Here is a 22,486-nt window from a genome sequence, read left to right as displayed (position 1 = left end):
AACCTTGCCGCGTTAGGAGAGCCACTTCGGCTGCGGGCGTCCCGCCGCAGCCATCAGGCTGAGGAGCGCCAGGCTCCCCTCGAAGAGGCAGAAGCCGGCCACGAACAGGACCGGCGTCTCCACGATCGCGCTGGGATGGACCACCACCAGCGCAATCCCGAAGATCAGACAGATGACGGCTCCGGCCAGGGCGGCCCAGGACCGCCAGAGCGGCGGGCGACCGTGGGTGCGCCGCGCCACGCCGACCAGCCCGGCGGCGATCGCCAGGAGACCTCCAGCCAAGAGCGTCATCTCAACCCAACTCCACACTAGAAGAGGAAGCGGACCACCACCCGGCCGTCATAGGCCTCGTAGTCGTCGCGGTACTCCCCGCCGCCCTCAAGGGCGAAGTCGAAGTATTGCCCCTGACCACGCAGGGCCAGGCGCACCACCGGCCCGCCGCCCGACAGGTCGGGTGCGGCGAGGCTGAAGGCAGGACCTCCGGCGACGAAGCGGGCGGTCGTGACGTCCACTCCGTCGCCGGTTGCCTGACGCCAGCCGGCGGTCAGCTCGGGAATCCAGACAAAGGCGCTCTCCTCGCCGAAGCGGGCTCCGAGGGTGAGCCCCGCGAAGGCGCTGAGCTGGTTGCTCGAGCGCTCGTCGATGGACAGATCCATGGCCGCGCCGCCGCCGGACTCGGTCCGGCCGTCTTCCTTCAGCATGAAGTAGTCGGCGTTGGCCTGGGGCTTGAAATAGAAGCGGCCGAGATCGAACAGGTACGACAGGCCGGCGTGGGCGGCGAGCGTCAGGCCGCTCCAATCCGACTTCGACTGTTTGTTGAGACCCGCGGCCGGGTCCGACAGCACCCGCGTGCTCTTCAGCGTCGCATAGCCGCCGTTCAGGCCGAGATTGGCGGTCAGGCCGCCGGCCGTGTCGCGCCAGTAGACCCCGGCCGAATAGACCTGGCCGCCGAGCGATTCCGCCGCCGAGGCGAAGGCGTCGTCGACATTGACGTTCACGAAGCTGGTCATCAGGCCCAGCGTGCCGATGCCGGTGTAGGGGGCCTCGATGCCGCCGGCCAGGCCGAAGCCGTCGGCGTCATAGTTGGTGGTCCGGTCGACGTCGCGCTTGACCAGGAAGGCGATCTCCTGGGTCCAGACCCGCAGGCCGTCGCCGTTCAGCTGGCCGTCGCTTTCGTCGATCGCCCGGTTGGTGGCGTCGGAGGCGGCCGCCAAGGTGTGGAACAGGCTGCCGGTGAAGTCGGGCAGGAACTGGTCGTAGAGACCGGCGAAGCCCTTCTCGTCGGTCTTGCCGAGCAGCGCGTCGCGGACCGTGGAATCCCGGTCGAAATTGGCGAACACCGCGTCATAGGCCGCGGCTTCGGCGCTGTTCAGTCCCGCCTCTGCGGCGGTGCGCCGGCGCACGTCGGCCAGCAGCGAGCTGCTGGCCTGGTCGATGCGAAGCTCGGACTTGTAGAGCCACGGCGTCGTGCCCAGCAGGCTCTGGTCGAGCGTCCCGGCGGTCAGCGCGCCGGCCTTGATCAGGGTGAAGGTGGTCGGTTCGGTGAGCTTCGAACTGAAGCGCAGACCGACCTTCGAGCCGGTGGCGAGGTTCGCAGCGCCGGCGACGTTCAGGGTCGTCGACTTGCCGGCCGTCGGATCGGCGGTGAGCACGAGCTCGCCGGTCGACCCGAGGCTCAGCGAGGTCAGGTTGACGACGTCGGTGTTGGTCGCGGTCAACCGCCCCTTGGCGATGTTCATGGTCAAGCCGCCGCCGGCGTCGGTGACCGACCCGGTCAGGGTGGCGCCGCCGTCGATCACCATGGTGTCGGCGCCCGAGCCGAACGCCACCGCGCCGACCATCGTGCCGGCCAGCAGCTCCAGTCGGGCCGGGCCGGAACCGAACAGCACGTCGCCGATAATCGTCGGGGTGACCGAGCTCGAAGCGTTCGGGCCCTGGCGCACGGTCACGCCGTTGGTGTTGGCCCGCAGGTCCATGGCCACGGCCTTGCCGGTGACGGTGTCCGAGCTGGAGAAGGCCGCGCCGATGGTCTTGACGTTCTCGATCAGGCTCAGCGAGCCGGACGCGTCGAGGATCGCGGTCGCCGTGCCCTTGGTCCCGGTGATCGCCGCGGTGATGTCGCCGGAGTTGCCGAGGTAGGAGACGCCGGCTCCGGCGTCGATCTGCACGGCACGAACATCGACCGCGTCGGTCGAGGTGGAGGCCGCCTTGATGGAGCCGCCGTCGACCAGGATCTTCGGCGTGCTGGCGCCGGCCCCCAGCCGCAGGCCCGTCGCATTGGCCTTGGCGGCCGTGGCGCTGACCGCGCCCGAGACGCGGACGCCGCCGTCGATCGTCACGCCGCCGCCGAGGCCGCCGAGTTGTACGGCCGTCGCCGAGATCCCGTCATAGATGCCGAGCGCCTGGGCCGAGCCCTTGATGTTCAGGCCATAGGCGCTGACGCCGGTTCCGCCGACGCCGAGGCGGATCGCCCGCGAATCCGAACCGATCAGCATGGCCGGCGCGGAACCGATCGAGGTGATCGCCCCGGTGGTCTGGCTGGCGTCGGCCACGCCGTCGCCGTCCTCGTCGGCGTTGTTCTTGTCGAGATCAGCCGGCGGGGCGTCGACCACGACGCCGCCGAACACGTCGCCGCGCACGCGCACGGCCGGGCCGCCGATCAGCAGGTCGTCGGCGTCGAGCTTGGCGACGGCCGCGTCCGTCCCTCGGCTGGTGTAGCGGAAGCCCGTCGACGAGATCGCGCCGCCCAGGATCAGCTTGCCGCCGATGTTGTCGTCGGTGGCCACCGCCACCGCGCCCTCGCCCTGCACCGCCGTCGAGGAGCGGATCGCCACGTCGCCGCCGACCGTGCTGGCCGTGTGCACGCCGTAGACATTGCTGCCGGTGACCGCAATGGCGCCGGCGGTGCGGACCGAGCCGTCGATCGCTGTCTCCACCGAGATGGCGGCCGAGTTGTTGCCTTCGATGGTGATCGAACCGCCCGACTGGATCACGTCGCCATGGAAGGCGCCGGGGCCGACGACGCGGACGCCGAAGCGGCGCGCGCCGGTGGCGAACGGTCCATCGAGGTCTCCGTCGCCGTCGGTGTCCTTGATCTCGGTCGTCTCGTCGATGGTGATCGTGCCGGCGTTCTTGATCGAGCCGGTCATGCCGCCCAGGCCGAGAATGCCGGTGGCGTCATTGACGTCCGAGAACTTGATCGTCCCCTCGTTGGTCACCGTGTTGTTGCTGTTCAGCGTGACCGCGGCGCCGGCGGACGTCGGCTGGATCGTCCCGGCGGTGCTGATCTTCACGTCGTCGCGGGCCCCGCTGGCGGCGGTGGCGGTGGCGACCGGCGTGGCGACGGTGGTCGAGATGACGGTTTCGGCCTGGGCCGCGCCCGCCAACAGGCAAAGCGGCGATGCGGCGGCGAACAGGACGTGGCGAAGGCGCATGATCACTCCAGTCGGATCTCACGACGTGGCTTGCGGCCACAGATCCGTGCTATGACGATGACGAGGCGTTACACGTCTCGTATGAATACGTTTCGTAAGTACTGTACATCGGCGGGTCAATGCGCAAAATGCGCAGGCGGCCGGACGCGCCGCGAGCTGAAGGAGTAGAAGCATGCCAAGAAGCGCGGTCGATCCTGCGCGGGCGGCGGTCACCAAGAGTCTGCGGCAAGAGGCCGGACGCTGGTTGAAAGCCGGACGCGAAGCCGCGGGCCTGACCCAGGCCGAACTGGCGGAGCGCGTCGGGTTGCGCTACTACACCTTCGTCTCGCAGGTGGAGAGCGGCCTCGGCCGCGTCCCGATCGAGACACAAGGCGCCTGGGCTCAGGCGATTGGCCTCGATCCTGCCGAATTCGCCCGCACCTTGCTGCGCTACTATGAGCCGGAGCTATTCCGGCTGCTGTTCGGGGACGCCGCTCAGGATGCGCCGGTCGCGCGCCTGGCCGGGAGGGGCTAAGGAACCATCGTCGGAATGGACAACGTCGTCCCGTTCGCGCCGCGGCCCAGCGCCGGCGGCGGATGGACCGCCGCTGAACGCGCGCGGCTGTCGGAACTGGCCGACCGCCTGACCGAGGGCGGCGCCAAGGTCGAGGTCGTCTACGGCGTCACCGACGAGGGCGATCCCTGGTGCGTCATCAAGGACGACCAGGAAGATGTGCTGATCCACGTCGCCCGGATCAACGGCCAGTTCGTCATCCACGACGCCTCGGCCGACGCGATCCAGGAGGGCGAGACCCTCTGGGCCGCCTGCGACCGACTGCTCGGCGGCGACTGGCGCGAAACCCGCGACGACGTGGTCGTGTCGCTCAGCGCCCGCCAGGTGCAGACCTTCATCGCCCTGGTCGTGGCCGCCACCTTCATCCACGAGGTCGACGACGCCGAGGCGGCGACGCCGACGGCGATCGACCATGCGGACGCCATCGCCGCAACCGCGCCGTTGGCGGTGGTCGCCGCCAGCGCCCAGTCGAACGACGAGGTCCAGCGCCAGGACCTGCTGGCGCCGCAGAACCACGGCCCCGGCGAGGACGCGCAACCGGCGCCCGCCTCAACCGTCGCCGAGAACGACGCCGCGCCCGCCGGCGCGCAGCAGGCTCCGGACGAGACGCCGAACGAGCCGACCACGCTGGCCGCGCTCGACGCGCCGGCCGACCCGAACCATGACGCCGCCCCGCCCGCCGAAGAGGTCCATCCCGGCCGCGTGATCGAGGGCACGGCCGGCGACGACACCCTGCGCGGCGGCGAGGGCGACGACACCCTCTCGGGCGGCGCAGGCCACGACAGCCTGCTCGGCGGAGCCGGGGCGGACCAGCTCTACGGCGGCGACGGCAACGACACCCTCGATGGCGGCGGCGCTCCCGAAGGCTGCTTCGACATTCTCGACGGCGGGGCCGGCGACGACCTGATCCACCTGTCGGCCACGACCATCGCGGTCGGCGGCGCGGGCGCCGACACCTTTGCGATCGGCGCGCCGCCGCCGGGCGGCGGGCTGCTGGGGGTGGTGTTCGACTTCTCGGCCGGCGAGGGCGACCGCCTGACCTATCGCGGCCGCGACGTGAACGTCGTCACCCACAAGGAACAGCCGAACATCTTCGAGGGGATGCACACGGCCGGGACCTTCACGCCGACGCCCGGCCAGCGGGTCGAGGTCGACCTCGACGGCGACGGCCAGCTCGACGGCTACCTGCTGCTCGGGCACGGACGGCCAGGAGGCCCCGGGACGCCGCCAGACCCGAACACCGTGGCGGTCGTCGAGGCGCACGCGTTCGGCGATCCGGCCGACTACGCGGCCTTGAAGGCCGCCAACGACGACGGAACGTTCGTCTAGCCGGCGATTGCCGACGCGTCGCGGTCGCCGGTGCGGATGCGCAGCGCCTGTTCCAGATCCAGCACGAACACCTTGCCGTCGCCGATCTTGCCGGTGTTGGCGGTGCGCGCCACCGCCTCGATCACCGCCTCGGCGATGTCGGACGGAACGGCGATCTCGAGCTTGACCTTGGGCAGCAGCTTCACCTCGTATTCGGCCCCGCGATAGACCTCGGTCTTGCCGCGCTGGCGGCCATAGCCGCGGACCTCGGTGACCGTCAGGCCCGACGCCCCGGCCTCGGTGACGGCCTCCAGCACCGCGTCCAGGCGGCTCGGCTTGATGACCGCGACGATCATTTTCATGGTGCTACTCCAAGACTCCGCAGACGCCCCAAGCTAGGGCCAAGCGATACCGTGTCCAAGCGCTTGTCTACTTCGGCGGTTCCTGCGCCCGCGAAACAGGCGCCCGATTGGCCGGAACAGGCGAAAGGCCCGGTCGAACGGCAGGCACGCGCACCCGCGCGGTCCGCGCCTTCACCGCGAAGGTCTCCTTGACCGCCTCGGTCAGCACCAGCCCGGCGAACCCTGGCCACAGCCGCGAGCCCGCCTGTTCGAAGCCCTCGGCCCAACCGGCCATCCAGGTCAGCGGCGGCACATAGAGCGCCCGCGTCCAGCCGGTCGGCTCCAACTCGGCCTCGCGCAGCAGATCGGCGAGCTGGCTCCGGGTATAGGGCCGGCCGTGGCCGAACGGGGTCCGCTCGGCGTTGGCCCAGAGGCCGTTGCGGGCGGCGGTGACCACCACCACCCGGCCGGTGGGCGAGAGCACGCGCCAGACCTCGCGCAGCAGCGCGATGGGGTCCGGGCTCTCCTCCAGCGCGTGCACCGCCAGGATGCGGTCGAAGAAAGCGTTCTGGAACGGCAAGGCGTCCTCGGCCGACAGACAGGCGAGGTTCGCGCCCTCGGCCGGCCACAGCTCCACCCCCTGCTGGGCGGGCATCGCCGCCACCACGCGCCGCGCCGCCGGCCTAATCGAACCGAGGAACGGCGTGGCGTAGCCGAGGCCCAGCACGTCGAGATCGCGGGCGTCGTCCCAGGTCTCCAGCACCTTGCGCGACACCATTTCGCGCGCGGCGCGGCCGAGCCGGGTGGCGTAGAATTGGCGGAGTTCGAGGACGTCGCGACGCATGCTCTGCAAGACTTAGGCTCGACTTGGCCGGCTGCCGACCCTAAATCGCAAGAACCCCGACAAGAAGGCCAGGAGAGACACGTGTCGATCACCGTCCATCAGTTCCCCTGCCTCTCGGACAACTACGGCTTCCTGGTCCGCGACGACGCGACCGGCCTGGCCGCCTGCGTCGATACGCCGGAGGCCGCGGTCATCCTGCGCGAGTTGAACGCCCTCGGCTGGAAACTCGATCTGATCCTCAACACCCACTGGCACCCTGACCACGCCGGCGGCAACGCCGAGATCAAGGCCGCCACCGGCGCCACGGTCGTCGGCCCGGCCGAGGTCGAGCGCATCGGCCAGGCTCCTGAGCGGATCGTCGCCGGCGGCGATCACGTCATGCTCGGCCAGACCCGGTTCGAGGTGATCGAGAGCGGCGGTCATACCCTGGGCCACGTCGCCTACTTCGACCCCGCCGATCATGTCGCCTTCGTCGGCGACACCCTGTTCGCGCTCGGCTGCGGGCGGCTGTTCGAAGGCACGCCGCAGCAGATGTGGGACAGCCTGCAGCGGCTGGCGGACCTTCCGGACGACACCAAGGTCTACTGCGCACACGAGTACACCGCCTCGAACGCTCGCTTCGCGCTGTCGGTCGACGACGATCCGGCGCTGAAGGCCCGCACCGGCGACATCTTCGCCGCCCGCGAGCGCGGCGAATGGACGGTGCCGACCACCATCGGCCTTGAGAAAGCGACCAACCCATTCCTGCGCGCGCCGCAGCTGGCCGGACGCCTTGGCCTCTCCGGCGCCGCCGACCATGAGGCGTTCGCCGCCGTGCGGGCGGCCAAGGACAGCTTCAAGGGCTAGGGCGGCCGTTGTCTTCGATCTCGACCGTTCTCGTCCTGCTGCTGGCCGTCGTGGTCAGCGCCCCTCTGGCCCGGCTCGTCCGCCTGCCGCTGCCGCTGGTCCAGATCGGGCTCGGCGCGATCATCGCGCTGTCGTTCATCCCGACGGTCGATCTCAAGCCGTCGATCTTCTTCCTGCTGTTCCTGCCGCCGCTGCTGTTCCTCGACGGCTGGCGGATCCCCAAGGACGACCTGTTCCGAGACGGAGCGGTGATCCTGGAGCTGGCGCTGGGCCTGGTGGTGTTCACCGTCGTCGGCGTCGGTTTCCTGATCCACTGGCTGATCCCGGCCATGCCGCTGGCCGTCGCCTTCGCGCTGGCCGCCGTCCTGTCGCCGACCGACCCGATCGCGGTTTCGGCCATCGCCTCGCGCGCGCCGATCCCCAAGCGGCTGATGCACATCCTCGAGGGCGAGTCCCTGCTCAACGACGCCTCGGGCCTGGTCTGCATGCGCTTCGCGGTGGCCGCCGCGATGACCGGCGCCTTCTCGCTGCAGGAGGCGGTCGGCTCGTTCCTGTGGGTGGCGCTGGGCGGCCTGGCCATCGGCGTCGGCGTCACCTGGAGCGTCACCACCGCCAAGAACTGGGTGGCGGCCAAGGTCGGCGAGGACACCAGCGTCCAGATCCTCGTCAGCCTGCTGATCCCGTTCGGCGCTTACATGCTGGCCGAGCACTTCCACTGCTCCGGCATCCTCGCCGCCGTCGCGGCCGGCGTGACCATGAGCTTCACCGAGCGGAGCGGCCAGGCGCTTGCCGTCACCCGCGTCCGCCGCGCGGCGGTCTGGGACACCGTCCAGTTCGCGCTCAACGGCGTGATCTTCGTGCTGCTGGGCGAGCAGATGCCCTCGATCATGGCCCGCGCCGCCGAGACCGTCCGCGTCACCGGCCATCATGAGCCCTGGTGGCTGGCGGTCTACGTGCTGGCGATCACCGCCGCCCTCGCCGTCCTGCGCTTCGTGTGGGCGTGGTTCTCGCTGAAATGGAACATGGCCCGCGCCATCCGCCGCGGCCAGCCGGCCCCGCCGGTCAGCTGGCGGCTGATCGCGGCGACCTCGGTCGCCGGCGTCCGGGGCGCCATCACCCTGGCCGGCGTGCTCACCCTGCCGTTCGCGCTGTCGGACGGCACGCCCTTCCCGGCCCGCAACCTGGCGATCTTCCTGGCCGCCGGCGTGATCATCGTCTCGCTGGTGCTGGCCAGCATCGCCCTGCCCCGACTGCTGAAGAACCTCGAGCTGCCGCCCGAGCCCTCGCATCAGAACGAGATCGACAACGCCCGGGTCGAAGCCGCCCAGGCCGCGATCACCGCCATCGAACAGGCCCAGCACGACATGGCCGAGGGCCGCGCCGACGCCGACCTCTACATCGACGCCTCCGGGCGGATCATGGAGCTGTACCGACAGCGGATCGACAGCCGCCGGCAGGAGCCGGAGGCGATCGAACTGAACCGCCGCCTCGACCAGATCGAGCGCCAGTTGCGCCTGGCCGGCCTGCGGGCCGAACGCGATGCGATCTTCAAGCTGGCCCGCGCCCGCCGTCTCGACGACGAGAACGCCCGCAAGCTGGTGCGCGAGATCGACCTGCTGGAAGCCCGCTACGGCTAGCCCAGCACCACCACCGAGTCGGACAGCTCGTTGGGATTGTCGTCCTCGCGCGGCGGGAAATGCTCGGCCAGGATAACGCCGCAGAGGCCGATCGCCTCCTCGAAGCCGTCGGCCGGACGCCCGGCCTTGAGCCCTTGCATCAGCCGCTGCATCGCCCCGTCCCAGGCGGCGTCCGACACCTTGGCGGCGATGCCCTCGTCGGCGATCAGCTCGGCCATGTGCTCGCGGGCCGAGACATAAATCAGCACCCCGGTCCGCTCGCGGGTGGCCTGCAGGTTCTTGGCCAGGAACTGCTCGTGGGCGCGCCGCCGCACCCGCTGGCGCTTGAGGCCGCGCGGTGTCATGAGCTGGCGCACCGCCGGGATCGCCACCAGGATCGCCACGGCCACAAACAGCGCGCATTGCAGCAGGATCGCCCCGCTGAGCGCCGTGCGCGCCGCAGCTTCGGCGGCCGAACTCATCTGCGCGGCCGACCAGCCGCCGCCGATGTCGTCAGGCGCGGTGACGTGGACGCCGGCCGCCAGCAGCACCGCAGGCGCCGCCAGGGCGGCGATCGCGCCCCAGGCGATCGGCACCTCCAGGTATTCCGAGGACTCGGGCGCGACCACGCAGTAGATCTCGCCCGTGGTGCCCGCCTCGGCCGTCTTCACGGCCGCCTCGATCCGGGCGCGGTCGGTTTCGCTCAGCATGCCTACCAACTCCCCGAAGCGCCGCCGCCGCCGCCTGAACCACCGCCGCCGCTGAAGCCGCCGCCGCCGAAGCCTCCGCCTCCGCCGCCGCTCCAACCGCCGCCGCCGCGACCGCCGCCGCCGCCGCTGCTGAGGATCAGCGGCAGCCACCACAGGCTTCCGCGCCGGCGACCGCCGAACACGCCGCGGAGCAGCCAGAAGATGATGAGGAGGACGACGATCGTCCCGAAGCTGACCCCGCCCTCGTTCTGCGGGCTCTCCTTGGCCTTGGCGACCGCCGCCCGCGCCTCGTCGTCGGGCAGCGACAGCTGCTGGACGATGGCCTGGGTCCCGTCGACCACGCCCTCCTCCAGCCGGCCCTCCTTGAAGGCCGGGATGATCCGCTGGTTGATGATCAGGCTGGAGAGCGCGTCGGTCAGCACCGGCTCCAGGCCGTAGCCGACCTCGATGCGCACCTTCCGGTCGCTCGGCGCGACGATCAGGATCGCCCCGTCGTTGCGCTCCTTGCTGCCGATGCCCCAGGTGCGCAGCAGCTGATAGCCGTAGTCCTCGATCTCGTAGCCCTGCAGATCGGGCAGGGTGGCGACCACCAGCTGGCGGCCGGTCTGGGTCTCCAGGTTGGCGAGCTCGGTGGTCAGCTGCGCCTCGGTCTCCGGCGACAGGATGTTGGCGTCGTCGACCACCCGCCCGGTCAGGGGCGGAAAGGTCGGCGCCGCCGCGGCCGCGCCGACCCAGACGAACAGGACTAGGACCGCGAGGCGCAGCGCGCCCCACGGCCCCGTGCGCATCGTCATTGGGCGGGAGCCGGAGCCGGAGCCGGGGCCGCGGGAGCCGGCGTCGCCGGCGCCATGTTGACCGGCGGCGCGGCCGGGGCGGAACCGCCGAAGTTCACGCTGGGCGCGGTCTGCGCCGCGGCGCTGGCCGCGAAGGTCTGCATCGGCTTGGCCCAGCGGTGCACGGTGCCGGCCCACAGGGCGCCCGGGAAGGTGCGGATCTCGGTGTTGTAGTCCTGGACCGCGGCGTTGTAGTCGCGCCGCGCGATGGCGATGCGGTTCTCGGTGCCTTCCAGCTGGCTCTGCAAGGCCAGGAAGTTCTGATTCGACTTCAGGTCCGGATAGCGCTCCTGGATCATCATCAGCCGGCCGAGCACGCCCGACAGCTGGTCCTGGGCCTGGGCGAACTTCTGGAACTGCACGGGATCGGTGATCGTCGAGGCGTCGACCTTGACCTGGGTGGCCGAGGCGCGGGCCTCGGTGACCTGGGTCAGCACTTCGCGCTCCTGGGTCGCATAGCCCTTCACGGTCTCGACCAGGTTGGGGATCAGGTCGGCGCGGCGCTGGTACTGGTTCTGCACCTCGGCCCAGGCCGCCTTGGCCTTCTCGTCCTTCGTGGGAATGGTGTTGATGCCGCAGCCGGCGATCAGCATGGGCGCCAGCACGATCAGGGCTGCGCGCACGAAGCGTTGGCGAATATTGGTCACGTGTGGGTGCTCCCAAGCCGCCAAGTCCGAGCTTGGCTCGCGCATCATTGTCCCGCGGCGCGCGACTTCGCAATCTCCGCGCGATTACTGAGACGCGCTCTCGCCTCTGCAGCGTTCGGCGGGACTTGGCCTGACGCGCCGAAGCAGAGAAAATCCGCGCGGGCGCCCCAGCCGGGCACAGACGGAAGCCACGCGTGACGAACGGCCAGCGATGCGGCCCTGAGCTGAACGGCGTCTTCCGGCGCTCGCTCCCCGTGTTCGCCTTGACGATCCTGGCGCTGAACACGGTCAACATGCTGACCGCCTTCCAGGACCGCCCGCAGACGCCGTGGATCTTCCCGGCGGTCGAGCAGTACACCAGCGCCCTCTGCGCCATCGCCTTCATGTGGATCGGCTGGGTCGCCTTTCGCATCGCCCCGCCCGACAGCCGCCCGCTCTGGCGGATGCTGGCGGTGCAGCTCGTGGGGCTGATGGCCTTCGCCACCGCCCACATCGTCGGCTTCTACCTACTGCGCGCCCTGGTCTTCGGCTGGCTCGGCCTGCCCTTCGACTTCGATCTGGTCCAGCGCTTCGTCTACGAACTGCGCAAGGACGCCATCGGCTACTTCATCGGCGTCGGCGCCTTCTGGGGCCTGGCCCGGCTCTACGGGCAGCCCGCCGCGCGGACGCAGCAGACCCCGCCGCCGCCGCCCGCCACCTTCGACATCCGCGACGGATCGCGCATGCTGCGCACGCCGCTCGCCGAGATCCTCGCCGCCACCTCGGCCGGCAACTATGTCGAGTTCGTGCTGGCCGACGGGCGCAAGCCGCTGATGCGCGCCTCGCTCACCGCGCTCGAGGCCGAGCTGGCGCCGCTCGGCTTCGTCCGCACCCATCGCTCGTGGCTCGTCAACGCCGCCCGCGTCACCGAGCTGCGGCCAGAGAAGTCCGGCGACTATGCGGTCCGGCTGGGCGACCTGGAAGCGCCGCTCTCGCGCCGCTTCCCCGACGCCCTGGCCCGCCTGCGCGGTGGCTAGCGTCCATCCTTCGCCCAGGCCCGCGCCGCCTCCAGCTCCTTCAGGTCGAAGGTCCGCACCTGCACGGACAGGAAGGCCGCGAAGAACCGCGCCATCGGGCCCATCCAGCCGTTGTCGGTCACCACCGCGCAGCGGCCGAACGAATCCAGCCGCGAGAAGCTGTAGTTGAGGTCGCGCCACCAGAGGCTGGGCTCCATGCCGGCGAAGCTGCGCACCACCTCGACGGCGTTGATCTTGTCGTGAGTCTTCAGCAGCGCCTCGATGGCCGCGACAGCGGCCTCGTACCCGGCGCTGTCGATGGCGCCGTCGACCGTCAGCTCGATGTAGCCCGCGGTCTCGTCGATCTTGATGTCCAGCATGCCCAGCTCCTTTGCGGCGAGACTTCGCTCCCGGCCCAAGCAACGCATTGAGGGCCATCAAGGCTGCCGATAACCTTTCGCCGGCGCGAGCGCCGCGCCGGGCCGGGGCCGGAGCCGTTCATGGACTTTATGAAAATCCTGCGGAGCTTCGAGGACTTCCTCTTCGAGGCGACCTCGTGGCTGGCCTTCTATCCATTGACCCTCTGGCGGGTGATCACCCGCCCGTTGACCTGGATGGCCTATTCGGACGCCGAGCAGTCGGATGAGGGCGAGGCGCGCTACGATCGGGCGCTGTCGCCGCCGCTGCTGTTGCTGATCACCGTCGTCCTGCTGAACGTGATCGGGACCGCCACCCACTCGGCTCCGGAAAGCTCTTCCGAGGTGGTGCAGGCGATCAACAGCACGCCCGAGAACCAGGCGCTCGCGCGGGCGCTGATTTTCAGCCTGCTGCCGCTGGTCGCCGCGATCGCGATGCTGAAGGCGCGTCGTCAGTCGCTATCGCGCGAGGCCCTGCGCGCGCCGTTCTACGCCCAATGCTACCTGGCCGCCCCGTGCGCCGTGATCTTCAACGCCGGGATCTTCATCTTCGCGCACGACAACCTGTCGAACGCCCTGGGGATCGCGGTGATGACCGGGGGCGCGGCCTGGTTCCTCGTCGCCCAGAGCCGCTGGTTCTCGGCGAAGCTGACGGTGGGCGTCGCCAAGGGCGTCGTCTACGCGGTCAGTTCAATGCTGGCGGCGATCGTCTGCCTGCTGGCGATCCTGATCCCGATCGCCTTGCTCTAGACCCCCGCCATTTCCCGCAGGTGCGCGCGCTCGTTCAGCGCCACCACGTTCCGCTGGCCGGCGCGGGCGCACATGTAGCGGTGCACGCTGGTGTAGCCCGGCTCGAAGAACAGCCGCGGGGCCATGCCCAGCACGTGCGCCGTCCAGACGTTGATCACCCCGCCGTGGCAGAACACCGCCACCCGTTGGCCGGGATGGGCGGCGATCATCTCTTCCAGCCCGCCGACCACGGCGGCGCTGAACGCTTCGATGTCCATGGCGTGATCGCCGGTGGCCATCGCCAGCCAGGCTTCGTAGTTCTCGCGCTTCAACACCTCCATCGGGATGTAGGCGCCGGAGTCGCGGTCGAATTCGGCGACGCCTTCGTGGATATTGATGGCGTGGCCGAAGCGGTCGGCGAACGGCTGGGCGGTCTGCACGGCGCGCCGCATCGGGCTCGACCACACTGCGTCCGCGCCCTCGTGCGCCAGCCAGTCGGCGACCTTGCGCGACTGATCGTGGCCTTCCGCCGACAGGTCGGGATCGGCGCTGTCGTCGCGGCGCACCGGCAGGCCATGGCGGATGAGGATCAGTTCCATGCGTTTCCCCTTGCCGGTTTCCCCCGGCCTTGGATCCGTTATCCCCGACGCTCGCGCAACGCGCCATACCGCGGCGCACTTTTGTCGGCGCGTTTAATCCTGTATATGCCGGATAATGCAGCCGGCTGACGACATGCTCTGGTTCTGCTTCGGACATCGCAGCCGCAACGCCGCGCGCGCCGTGACCCGAGCCTTCAACCAGCGGCTCAAGCCGTTCGGCCTCAACATCAGCCAGTACGTGCTGCTGGGCGTCATCGCCCGCGGCGAGCACGGCTCGGTCGCCGCCATGGCCGAGGAGGTCGGGGTCGAGCCCTCGGCCCTGCTGCGGAACCTCAAGCTGCTGGAGGCCCGCGGCCTCGTCGCCGGCGAAGGCGGCCGCGGGCGCGGCGGCCGGCGTCTTGCGGTCACCCCTGCGGGCGCCGACCTGATCAGAACGACCATCCCCAGCTGGCGCCAGGCGCAGGCCGATCTGGCCGCCTTGCTGGAGGGCCAGGCCGACGAAACCCGTCAGGCCCTGGTGCGCTTGGAACATGCGGCCTTGGCCCTCGAGAAAGCCGAAAGGTGAGTGAGATGCGTAGAATCGTCGTGACCGGACAGGGCGTGGTGTCGCCGCTGGGAACCGGAACCGAGAAAGCCTGGGCGCGGCTGGTCGCCGGACAATCGGGCCTGCGCCGGCTGCCCGCCGAACTCGCCCCCGACGTCCCGGCCCAGGTGGCCGGCAATGTCCAGTCCATCGCCGAGGATCCCGAGGCCGGCTTCGACCTCGACGCGGTGGTCTCCGGCAAGGACCAGAAGAAGATGGACCGCTTCATCCAGTTCGCGATCGCCGCGGCGGAGGAAGCGGTCGCCCAGTCCGGCTGGGCCCCGCAAAGCGAGGCCGAGAAGCACCGCACCGCCACCGTGATCGGCACCGGCATCGGCGGCTTCCCGGCCATCGCCGAGGCGGTGCGCATCACCGACGAGCGCGGCGTGCGCCGGCTGTCGCCCTTCACCGTGCCCTCGTTCCTGGCCAATCTGGCGGCCGGCTGGGTGTCGATCCGCCACGGCTACAAGGGCCCGCTCGGCGCGCCGGTCACCGCTTGCGCGGCCGGGGTCCAGGCGATCGGCGACGCGGCCCGGATGATCCGCGCCGGCGAGGCCGACATCGCGATCTGCGGCGGGGCCGAGGCGACCATCGACCGCGTCAGCCTGGGCGGCTTCGCCGCCGCCCGCGCCCTGGGCTCGGCGTTCAACGACGAACCGACCAAGGCCTCGCGCCCGTTCGACGCCGCCCGCGACGGCTTCATCATGGGCGAAGGCGCCGGGATCATGGTGATCGAAGCCCTCGATCACGCCCTGGCCCGCGGCGCCAAGCCGATCGCCGAACTGGTCGGCTACGGCACCAGCGCCGACGCCTATCACCTGACCGCCGGCCCTGAGGACGGCGACGGCGCGGCCCGCGCCATGCGCGCGGCCCTGGCCCAGGCCGGCCTGGAGCCGTCGGCCATCGGCCACCTCAACGCGCACGCCACCTCGACTCCGGTCGGCGACAAGGGCGAGCTGGCGGCCATCAAGTCAGTGTTCGGGACCGGCCACGGCCCGGCCATCGCTTCGACCAAGTCCGCCACCGGCCACCTGCTGGGCGCCGCCGGCGGGCTGGAGGCGATCTTCACCGTGCTGGCGTTGCGCGACCAGGTGGTCCCGCCGACCCTCAACCTCGAAATTCCGGACGAGGACGCCGCCGGCCTCGACCTGGTGGCGCTCACGTCTCGCCAGGCGAGCTTCGAGCACGCCCTGTCGAACGGCTTCGGCTTCGGGGGCGTGAACGCCAGCGTGATCTTCAAGCGCTGGACCGGCTGATCGGCGAGGACGCGCCCAGAAGATGCATCTGAACGGCCGGCCGCACCCCAGGGTGCGGCCGGTGTCGTTTTGAGCCTCTCGCTTCCCCAATATGGGGAACTTCGCGCTCAACCTTCAGGACTTGTTAGCTATCGCCGCGCGGCTATCAGCCCTAGTTGTTCAGCTTACATTTCCGAGCGCGTGATGATTGAACTTAAGAAAAACAACAGTTCATTGCATGGCGGCGACGCACATGCGTCGTATACCCGACGCCATCTCATTTGGATTTTACATGGAGTTACAATTCGTCGTCCGGGACGTTGCGAATGACGATCATCAATTTCCCAACCGACCGGTTCCGGACGCCGCACAGCGCTGCCGAAAAGGCGCGGATTCTTATTGTCATCGTCACCGGCATCCGCACCCTGGGCGAGCCGACCACCACCGATGAACTGGTCGAGTTCGCGCGCGGCCGACTGGCGACGATGGAGGGCTTTCGGCTGAAGGCCGGCGTCGAGGCGTTGCTGCGCGAGTACGCCGAACCGGCCCACTCCGCGCCCTTCGCCCACCCGCCGTTCCGCAGGGTGCTGCTCGGCGGGACCGAGGCCTGGGCGTTCAGCAAGCCGTTCCGCATGGAGCTGGCCGCCAGCGGCCTGGACGTCAGGCTGCGGCCGATCGAGGGCGCCGATGACGCCTGATCCCCCGCCCCCGGCCGCCGCAGCCCAGGAGCCGGCGGACATCTTCTTTGCGCGCCTCGCCGGCGGCTTCGTGCTTCGCACCCTGGTCAACGCCAGCGAGGTGTTCGAGGGCGACATGATGCTCGGCGTGGTGTTCATGGCCATCGGCCAGGCCACCGTCAGCCACGTCGCCGCCGAGCGCCACCTTTCGGAGTTCGAGGCCGGCGTCGCGCCGGACGACATGCGCCATCCGGTCAGCGTGCTCTCGATCGCCGGCTCGCTGAACATCCCGCGCGAGACCGCCCGCCGCTACGTCTCGCGGCTCATCGACCTCGGCTACTGCGAACGCGTGCGCGGCCGCCGCGTTATCATTCCTGGCGAGGTCTATCAGCGCCCGGAGCTGGTCCAGGCGCTGCACCTCAACAAGCGCGACCTATTGCTGCTGCTCGCCGCCTACCGCCGGGCCGGCGCGCCGAAGGACGACGCGATCTAGCGCCGCTTGGCGGCGCTGGCGTCGCGGACCGGCTTGAACTCCGAGCCGTCCTTCCAGTTCGGCCAGCTCCCGCCCGCGGCCAACTGCTTGCCCATCTCGTAGAACAGCGCCACGTCCTGCGCCGCGCCCGACAGGTCCCAGTCCGCCGACCAGGCGTCGCCGGTCGTGTGATAGGCGCTGGCCGTATAGTCGGTGACCCACTTGTCGCCGGCCGCGCGGCCGCCGTTCACCAGATCCGCGCCGCCGCCCAGCCCCATCAGCAGCAGCACCGGCACGCCCTTGCGGGCCAGCGAGAAGTGGTCGGCGCGGTAGAACAGCGCCCGCTCCGGATGGGCGTCCGGCGTCACCGTCCGGCCCTGGGCGGCGGCGACCTTGGCCAGCATGTCCTCCAGCGCGTTCTGGCCCGCGCCGATCAGCACCACGTCCTTGGAGAGGCCGTTCGGCTGCAACACGTCCATGGTCAGGTTGGCGGCCATGGTCTCCAGCGGCACGGTCGGATGGACGCCGTAGTACTCCGAGCCCAGCAGCCCGCGTTCCTCGGCGGTCCAGGCCGCGAACACCAGGGTGCGGGCCGGCGGCGGACCGGCCTTGAAGGCGCGCGCGATCTCCATGGTCCCGGCCACGCCGATCGCGTCGTCGAGCGCGCCGGGACGCACGGTGCGGCCCTGGGCGTCCGGCGCGCCGACGCCGTAGGCGTCCCAGTGGGCGGCGAACATCACGCTCTCGCTGGGCAGCTTCGCGCCGGTGATCTTGCCGATCACGTTGCGGCTGACGATCTGGTCGTGCGTCACGCCGTAGCTCGCCGAGAACGCCGCCCCGGTCAGCGGCACGGGGCGGAAGTCGGCCCGCTGAGCCTTGGCCTTGAGGGCGTCGAAGTCCTGGCCCGCGGCGGCCAGCAGCTCGCGCCCCGCCGCACCGCTCAGCCAACCCTGCAGCAGCACCTTCTCCTTGGCCGGATCGGCGCGCACGATGTCGAAGCCCTCGCCGTTGGAGGCGATCACCGTCGACCAGCCGTAGCCTGCGCCCGGCGCCTCGTGGATGATCAGCGCCCCGATCGCGCCGCGGCGCGCCGCCTCCTCGTACTTGTAGGTCCAGCGCGCATAGTAGGTCGCCGCCTGGCCGCCGAACTTGCCGGCGATCGCCGCATCGGCCGGCGCCTCAAAGTCAGGATCGTTGATCAGGAAGACGGCGATCTTGCCCTTCAGGTCGACGCCCTTGAAATCATCCCAGCCGCGCTCGGGCGCGGTGACGCCATAGCCGACGAACACCAGCGGAGCCTTCTCGATCGCCACCTGCTCCACCGGACGAAGGGTCGTGGCGGTGACGTCGGTGTTGCGAACCAGCTCGCGGCGCTTTCCGTTCAGGTCGAGCGCGAAGCTCGCCCCGTCCTTCAGCCGCGTGTGCAGCAGCGGCACGTCCTGGGTGTAGGCGCCCGCGTCCCCGGCCGGCTCCAGGCCCAGGGCTTTGAACTCCTTCACCAGGTATTCGATGGTCTTGGCTTCGCCGGGCGTCCCGGGAGAGCGGCCCTGGAACTCGTCCGAGGCCAGCACCTTGGTGATCGACGACAGCCGCGCCGGGTCGATCGGGTCCTGGGCCAGGGCGCTCGTGGCGAGCAGCGACAGGGCGAGCGACAGCGCGGCGGTGCGGATCATGGAGGGCGACTCTGAACTGGGATTGTAGAGCGCGACCCTAACCACCCGCTCATCCCGGCGAAAGCCGGGACCCAAGCGGCCTCTCGTGCCCACCGCCCATGACCCAGCTTGTCCAGCGCCAGCTTGGGTCCCGGCTTTCGCCGGGATGAGCGGTGAAGGCCTCACGTCCGCGTCGCGAACTCCGCATCGCCCGTCGTCGCCACCACCTGGTCGTCGAACGAGGCGTGCGCCGAGGTGTAGAGGTGCGAGTAGAGCCCGCCGGTCGCCATCAACTCGTCGTGGTTCCCCTGCTCCAGGATGCGTCCCTGCTGCAGCACGATGATCCGGTCGGCGTCGCGGATGGTCGCCAGCCGGTGCGCGATGACGATGCAGGTCCGGCCTTCGAACAGCACCTTCAGCGCCTTCTGGATCGCCTGCTCGGTGAACGAGTCGATGTTGGCCGTCGCCTCGTCGAGGATCAGGATCTGCGGGTTGGCGACCAGCGCCCGGGCGAACGAGATCAGCTGCCGCTGGCCCATCGAGATGTTGCGCCCGCGCTGGCCCAGCTTGGTCTGGTAGCCGTCCGGCAGCTTCATGATGAAGTCGTGCGCCGCCACCGCCTTGGCCGCCGCCACCACGTCATCGAAGCTGGCGCGCTCGGTGTTGTAGCGGATGTTCTCCTCGATGGTGCCGGTGAACAGGAACGGCTCCTGCAGCACCATGCCGATGGTCTTGCCGAGGCTGTCGAGGGTCACGTCGCGCACGTCCTGGCCGCCGACCAGCACCTGGCCCTGGTCGACCTCGTAGAACCGGTGGGTCAGAGCGATGATCGAGGTCTTGCCCGAGCCCGTCGGCCCGACCAGCGCCACCACTTCGCGCGGCTTCACCGTCAGGCTGATGTCGTGCAGCACCGGCCGGGCCGGATCGTAGCCGAAGGTGACGTTCTTGAACTCGACCGTCGCCGGCGCGTCGCTGAGCGGCTGAGCGTCGGGCGCATCCTGGATGGCGACCTTCACGTCCAGCACCTCGAAGATCCGGTGCGCCGCGGCCATCGCCCGCTGCATGATCGTGTACTGCATCGACAGCATGCGCACCGGGTCGAAGAACCGCTGCACATAGAAGATGAAGGCGACCATCACGCCCACTTCCAGCCGCCCGCCCAGCACCGCATTGCCGCCGACCACGATGACGATGGCCATGGCCAGGCCCGTCAGCACGTCGACCGTCGGCACCATGATCTGGGTCATCCAGGCCGCCCGCGCCTGGGCCTCGAAGTTGTCGTACGCCTTGTCCTTGTAGAGGTCGAAGTTGACGGCCTCGCGGCGGGTCTCCTGCACGGTGCGCACGCCGTTGATGTTCTCGGCCAGCGCCGAGTTGGCGGTCGAGGAGGCGTCGCGCGCCTCGCGGAAACTGCTCTTGGAGAACGGCAGCCACACCGCCCGCACGGCGATCAGGATCGGCAGCACGGTCAGGGTCAGCAGCCCCAGCTTCCAGTCCATGCTGATCAGCACCGCGGCGATGCCGATCAGCATCGCGAAGTCGCCGACTGCGCCGGTCGAGCTTTCCAGGAATTCCTGCAGCGCGTTCACGTCGCCCTGCAGCCGCGACATGATCCGCCCGACGTGGGTCTTGTCCATGAACGACAGCGAGACGTCCTGGAAGTGGTCGAACATCTTGCGGCGGATGTCGAAGATCACCCGCTGGGCCAGCCGCGCCGACAGCCACTGCTCGATGAAGAACGCGGTCGAATAGACCGCCACCAGGCCAGCGAACGCCATCAGGGTCTGGTTCAGCAGGTCGCCGTCACGCGCGACCGCCGCGTTCACCGCCCGCCCGATCAGCGCCGGGATCGCCACCACCGAGGCGGCCGAGACCAGCACCGCCACCACCGCCACCAGGAAGGCCCGGCGGTAGGGGACCATCATGGCCATGAAGCGCTTGGCCACCCCGGCGTCGAAGCTGCCGAAAATGTCCTCGCCCTCGGACGAGCCGAGCGAGGCGCGGGGCTTTCTGACCTGTTCCTGGCTCATGCGGCGTCCTCGTCCAGCACGGCCTCGGCGTCGGACCGCGTCTGCAGCTCATAGAGATCGGCATAGACCCCGCCGGCCTTGACCAGCTCGGCGTGGGTCCCACGCTCGGCCACCCGCCCGTCGTCGAGCACGACGATGTGGTCGGCGTGCATCAAAGACGACAGCCGGTGGGCGATGATGATCGTGGCCTTGGTCGCGGTGGCGGCGGCCAGGGCGTCGCGCACCCGCCGCTCGGTCACCGCGTCGATGGCGGCGGTGGAGTCGTCGAAGATCATCACGCCCGGGCCCGGAACCACGCCGCGCGCGATCGACAGCCGCTGACGCTGGCCGCCCGACAGCGCCACGCCGCGCTCGCCGACCCGGGTCTCGTAGGTCTCGGGCAGGCCGGCGATGTGGTCGTGGATCTGGGCCGTGCGCGCCGCGTCCTCGATCCGGGCGTCGTCGGCCCAGGGATCGGCATAGGCGACGTTGTGGCCGATCGAGGCGTCGAACAGGAACGACTCCTGCTGCACCAGCCCGACATACTCGCGCAGCGAGGCCAGGGTGACGTCGCGGATGTCCTGTCCATCGAGCGTGATCGCCCCGCCGGTGACGTCGTAGAAGCGCGGGATCAGGTTGGCGATGGTCGACTTGCCGCTGCCGGGCGGGCCGACGATCCCCAGGGTCTGGCCGGCGCGCACCTCGAAGGATACGTCGCGCAGGATCTGCTTGCCGGCCGGATCGAAGGCGAAGTCGACGTTCTCGAAGCGCAGCGTGCCGGCGCTCGGCGCCAGCGGCTTGGCCTCCGGCGCATCGGCGATCTCCGGCTCCAGGTCCAGCACCTCGAACAGGCGGGCGCCGGACGAGGTCGCTCGCGCCGCGGCGTTGAAGATCATCGCGATCTGCCGGATCGGCGTCTGCAGCAGCGTCATGTAGGTCAGGAATTCGGTGAGCTTACCGACGCTCATCGCCCCGCCGACCACCTTGTGGCCGCCGTACCAGAGCAGCACGCCCATCGAGCCGTAGAACGACACCGTCATCACCGCCACCGCCCGGAAGCGCAGGGTGATGCGCTTGTAGGAGTAGTCGAGCGCGTCCTTGGAGGCGGCGTCGAACTTGCCCATCTCGAAGCGCTTGCCGGCGAAGGCGCGGACCACGCGGATGCCCTGGAGGTTCTCCTCCATGGTCAGGGTCAGCACCGCCATCAGTTCCTGCACCCGCAGCCAGGTGACCCGCAGCAGGAAGCCCATCCGCCCCAGCGCGAAGCCGGCGATCGGCACGAAGGCCAGGCCGATCAGCCCCATCACCAGGTCGGTGGTCAGCATCATGTAGGCGGCGAAGCCGAGCAGCAGCAGCAGCGAGACCAGCTGCATCACCCCGTTCTGGATGAACACCCGCGCGCCCTCGAGGTCGAGCATGCCGCGGGTGACGAGGTCGCCGGAATGGATGCGGTCGTGGAAGCCGAAGCTCAGCCGCTGCAGCTGCTGGAAGTACTGCAGGCGCAGGTCGTAGCCGACCCGCTGGCTGACATATTCGGCCTGATAGCCGGTCATCATGGTCAGCACGCCGCGGATCACCGTGGCGGCGATGACCAGCAGCGCCGTGGCGACCAGGGCGCCCTGCGCCTCGCTGGCGTGCGCCGCGCCGGACTTGAGCAGGGCGCCGGCCTGGTCGACCCCCTGGCCGAACAGCCGCGGCAGGGTCAGGCTGGCGACCGCCGCGCCTAGCGAGCAGCCGATCGCCAGCGCCATCCGCCCCGGATAGTGCAGCGCCCGGGCCGTGATCCGTTGCAGCACGCGCGGCATTTTGCTGACGTCCACACGCGCTACGGTGGAGTCAGAGCTGCGCGCGCCCCGCTGGGAGGGGCGTGACTCGCTCATGGCAAGTTTCCATCTTGAAGTGTGCGGAGCATTCTGACGCGCACGCCTGCTGCGCGCCAGACTTGTTTTGACGTTATCGCAGATTTTGCAGGTTGTGTGACGCGGCC

General features: G+C 69.9%; 22 protein-coding genes. 10 read left to right on the top strand and 12 right to left on the bottom strand.

Annotation, left to right across the window (positions count from 1 at the left end):
- Positions 1 to 12: 12 nt before the first annotated feature.
- Positions 13 to 291 (bottom strand): hypothetical protein, encoded by a 279-nt coding sequence (locus ACSQ2H_RS03155; protein WP_436060003.1) that lies wholly within the window; start codon positions 289 to 291, stop codon positions 13 to 15.
- Positions 292 to 308: 17 nt separating this feature from the next.
- On the bottom strand, positions 309 to 3,434 hold the full coding sequence (locus tag ACSQ2H_RS03150; protein ID WP_436060002.1) for an autotransporter outer membrane beta-barrel domain-containing protein: 3,126 nt from the start codon (positions 3,432 to 3,434) through the stop codon (positions 309 to 311).
- Between the two features lie 172 nt (positions 3,435 to 3,606).
- On the opposite strand from ACSQ2H_RS03150, the gene ACSQ2H_RS03145 reads away from it, so the two are divergent.
- Positions 3,607 to 3,948 carry a helix-turn-helix domain-containing protein gene (locus tag ACSQ2H_RS03145; RefSeq protein ID WP_056022743.1) on the top strand — a complete coding sequence of 114 codons (342 nt, stop codon included), beginning with the start codon at positions 3,607 to 3,609 and terminating at the stop codon, positions 3,946 to 3,948.
- Between the two features lie 15 nt (positions 3,949 to 3,963).
- A complete protein-coding gene (locus ACSQ2H_RS03140; protein WP_436060001.1) occupies positions 3,964 to 5,316 on the top strand; it encodes a hypothetical protein in 1,353 nt (450 codons plus the stop codon).
- Here the strand turns inward: ACSQ2H_RS03140 and ACSQ2H_RS03135 are convergent.
- Both ACSQ2H_RS03135 and ACSQ2H_RS03130 read right to left on the bottom strand, forming a co-directional pair.
- Positions 5,313 to 5,657 (bottom strand): P-II family nitrogen regulator, encoded by a 345-nt coding sequence (locus tag ACSQ2H_RS03135; RefSeq protein WP_183772580.1) that lies wholly within the window; start codon positions 5,655 to 5,657, stop codon positions 5,313 to 5,315. The genes ACSQ2H_RS03140 and ACSQ2H_RS03135 overlap by 4 nt on opposite strands.
- A 67-nt stretch (positions 5,658 to 5,724) precedes the next feature.
- A complete protein-coding gene (locus ACSQ2H_RS03130) occupies positions 5,725 to 6,480 on the bottom strand; it encodes a class I SAM-dependent methyltransferase (protein WP_436060000.1) in 756 nt (251 codons plus the stop codon).
- Between the two features lie 81 nt (positions 6,481 to 6,561).
- Here ACSQ2H_RS03130 and gloB point away from each other — a divergent pair, with 81 nt between their 5' ends.
- Together gloB and ACSQ2H_RS03120 are read left to right on the top strand one after the other, a co-directional pair.
- Positions 6,562 to 7,326: a hydroxyacylglutathione hydrolase gene (gene gloB / locus ACSQ2H_RS03125; protein WP_436059999.1), complete on the top strand. Its 765-nt coding sequence runs from the start codon at positions 6,562 to 6,564 to the stop codon at positions 7,324 to 7,326.
- Between the two features lie 8 nt (positions 7,327 to 7,334).
- Entirely contained in the window at positions 7,335 to 8,963 is a 1,629-nt protein-coding gene (locus ACSQ2H_RS03120; RefSeq protein ID WP_436059998.1) for a Na+/H+ antiporter, read from the top strand.
- On the opposite strand, the gene ACSQ2H_RS03115 is transcribed toward ACSQ2H_RS03120, so the two are convergent.
- The 3 genes from ACSQ2H_RS03115 to ACSQ2H_RS03105 are packed head-to-tail and all read right to left on the bottom strand — an operon-like array spanning position 8,960 to position 11,078.
- The gene (locus tag ACSQ2H_RS03115) at positions 8,960 to 9,652 is read right to left on the bottom strand and encodes a TPM domain-containing protein (RefSeq protein ID WP_436059997.1); all 693 of its coding nucleotides are present in this window, start codon (positions 9,650 to 9,652) and stop codon (positions 8,960 to 8,962) included. The genes ACSQ2H_RS03120 and ACSQ2H_RS03115 overlap by 4 nt on opposite strands.
- A gap of 2 nt (positions 9,653 to 9,654) precedes the next feature.
- On the bottom strand, positions 9,655 to 10,446 hold the full coding sequence (locus tag ACSQ2H_RS03110; protein ID WP_436059996.1) for a TPM domain-containing protein: 792 nt from the start codon (positions 10,444 to 10,446) through the stop codon (positions 9,655 to 9,657).
- The gene (locus ACSQ2H_RS03105; RefSeq protein ID WP_436063541.1) at positions 10,443 to 11,078 is read right to left on the bottom strand and encodes a LemA family protein; all 636 of its coding nucleotides are present in this window, start codon (positions 11,076 to 11,078) and stop codon (positions 10,443 to 10,445) included. Before ACSQ2H_RS03105 ends, ACSQ2H_RS03110 begins: the two co-directional genes overlap by 4 nt.
- A 248-nt stretch (positions 11,079 to 11,326) precedes the next feature.
- Between ACSQ2H_RS03105 and ACSQ2H_RS03100 the strand changes: the two genes are divergently transcribed.
- Positions 11,327 to 12,148 (top strand): LytTR family DNA-binding domain-containing protein, encoded by an 822-nt coding sequence (locus tag ACSQ2H_RS03100; RefSeq protein ID WP_436059995.1) that lies wholly within the window; start codon positions 11,327 to 11,329, stop codon positions 12,146 to 12,148.
- Here ACSQ2H_RS03100 and ACSQ2H_RS03095 read toward each other — a convergent pair.
- Positions 12,145 to 12,507 (bottom strand): STAS/SEC14 domain-containing protein, encoded by a 363-nt coding sequence (locus ACSQ2H_RS03095; protein ID WP_436059994.1) that lies wholly within the window; start codon positions 12,505 to 12,507, stop codon positions 12,145 to 12,147. The genes ACSQ2H_RS03100 and ACSQ2H_RS03095 overlap by 4 nt on opposite strands.
- Positions 12,508 to 12,627: 120 nt before the next feature.
- Between ACSQ2H_RS03095 and ACSQ2H_RS03090 the strand changes: the two genes are divergently transcribed.
- Positions 12,628 to 13,293, top strand: a complete 666-nt coding sequence (locus ACSQ2H_RS03090; protein ID WP_436059993.1) for a hypothetical protein — start codon at positions 12,628 to 12,630, stop codon at positions 13,291 to 13,293.
- On the opposite strand, the gene ACSQ2H_RS03085 is transcribed toward ACSQ2H_RS03090, so the two are convergent.
- Positions 13,290 to 13,871, bottom strand: a complete 582-nt coding sequence (locus ACSQ2H_RS03085) for a histidine phosphatase family protein (protein ID WP_436059992.1) — start codon at positions 13,869 to 13,871, stop codon at positions 13,290 to 13,292. The genes ACSQ2H_RS03090 and ACSQ2H_RS03085 overlap by 4 nt on opposite strands.
- A 115-nt stretch (positions 13,872 to 13,986) precedes the next feature.
- On the opposite strand from ACSQ2H_RS03085, the gene ACSQ2H_RS03080 reads away from it, so the two are divergent.
- The 4 genes from ACSQ2H_RS03080 to ACSQ2H_RS03065 all read left to right on the top strand — a co-directional run bounded on the left by ACSQ2H_RS03080 (position 13,987) and on the right by ACSQ2H_RS03065 (position 16,859).
- A complete protein-coding gene (locus tag ACSQ2H_RS03080) occupies positions 13,987 to 14,436 on the top strand; it encodes a MarR family winged helix-turn-helix transcriptional regulator (RefSeq protein WP_436059991.1) in 450 nt (149 codons plus the stop codon).
- A 5-nt stretch (positions 14,437 to 14,441) separates the two neighbouring features.
- A complete protein-coding gene (gene fabF, locus ACSQ2H_RS03075) occupies positions 14,442 to 15,710 on the top strand; it encodes a beta-ketoacyl-ACP synthase II (RefSeq protein ID WP_436059990.1) in 1,269 nt (422 codons plus the stop codon).
- A gap of 305 nt (positions 15,711 to 16,015) precedes the next feature.
- On the top strand, positions 16,016 to 16,387 hold the full coding sequence (locus ACSQ2H_RS03070) for a hypothetical protein (protein ID WP_436059989.1): 372 nt from the start codon (positions 16,016 to 16,018) through the stop codon (positions 16,385 to 16,387).
- A complete protein-coding gene (locus tag ACSQ2H_RS03065) occupies positions 16,377 to 16,859 on the top strand; it encodes a hypothetical protein (RefSeq protein ID WP_436059988.1) in 483 nt (160 codons plus the stop codon). Before ACSQ2H_RS03070 ends, ACSQ2H_RS03065 begins: the two co-directional genes overlap by 11 nt.
- Here the strand turns inward: ACSQ2H_RS03065 and ACSQ2H_RS03060 are convergent.
- From ACSQ2H_RS03060 to ACSQ2H_RS03050, 3 genes are all read right to left on the bottom strand, one after another.
- Positions 16,856 to 18,511, bottom strand: a complete 1,656-nt coding sequence (locus ACSQ2H_RS03060) for a M28 family metallopeptidase (protein WP_436059987.1) — start codon at positions 18,509 to 18,511, stop codon at positions 16,856 to 16,858. The two genes, ACSQ2H_RS03065 and ACSQ2H_RS03060, sit on opposite strands and share 4 nt — an antisense overlap.
- Positions 18,512 to 18,672: 161 nt before the next feature.
- A complete protein-coding gene (locus ACSQ2H_RS03055) occupies positions 18,673 to 20,520 on the bottom strand; it encodes an ABC transporter ATP-binding protein (RefSeq protein ID WP_436059986.1) in 1,848 nt (615 codons plus the stop codon).
- A complete protein-coding gene (locus tag ACSQ2H_RS03050) occupies positions 20,517 to 22,319 on the bottom strand; it encodes an ABC transporter ATP-binding protein (protein ID WP_436059985.1) in 1,803 nt (600 codons plus the stop codon). The genes ACSQ2H_RS03055 and ACSQ2H_RS03050 overlap by 4 nt, the downstream gene beginning before the upstream one ends.
- Positions 22,320 to 22,486: the final 167 nt, after the last annotated feature.

This window comes from Phenylobacterium sp. LjRoot97 (genome assembly GCF_964254345.1).
Lineage (GTDB): Bacteria > Pseudomonadota > Alphaproteobacteria > Caulobacterales > Caulobacteraceae > Phenylobacterium.
The sequence above is the reverse complement of the archived record's forward strand: the minus strand, read 5'-3'. Positions and strand labels throughout refer to the sequence as shown.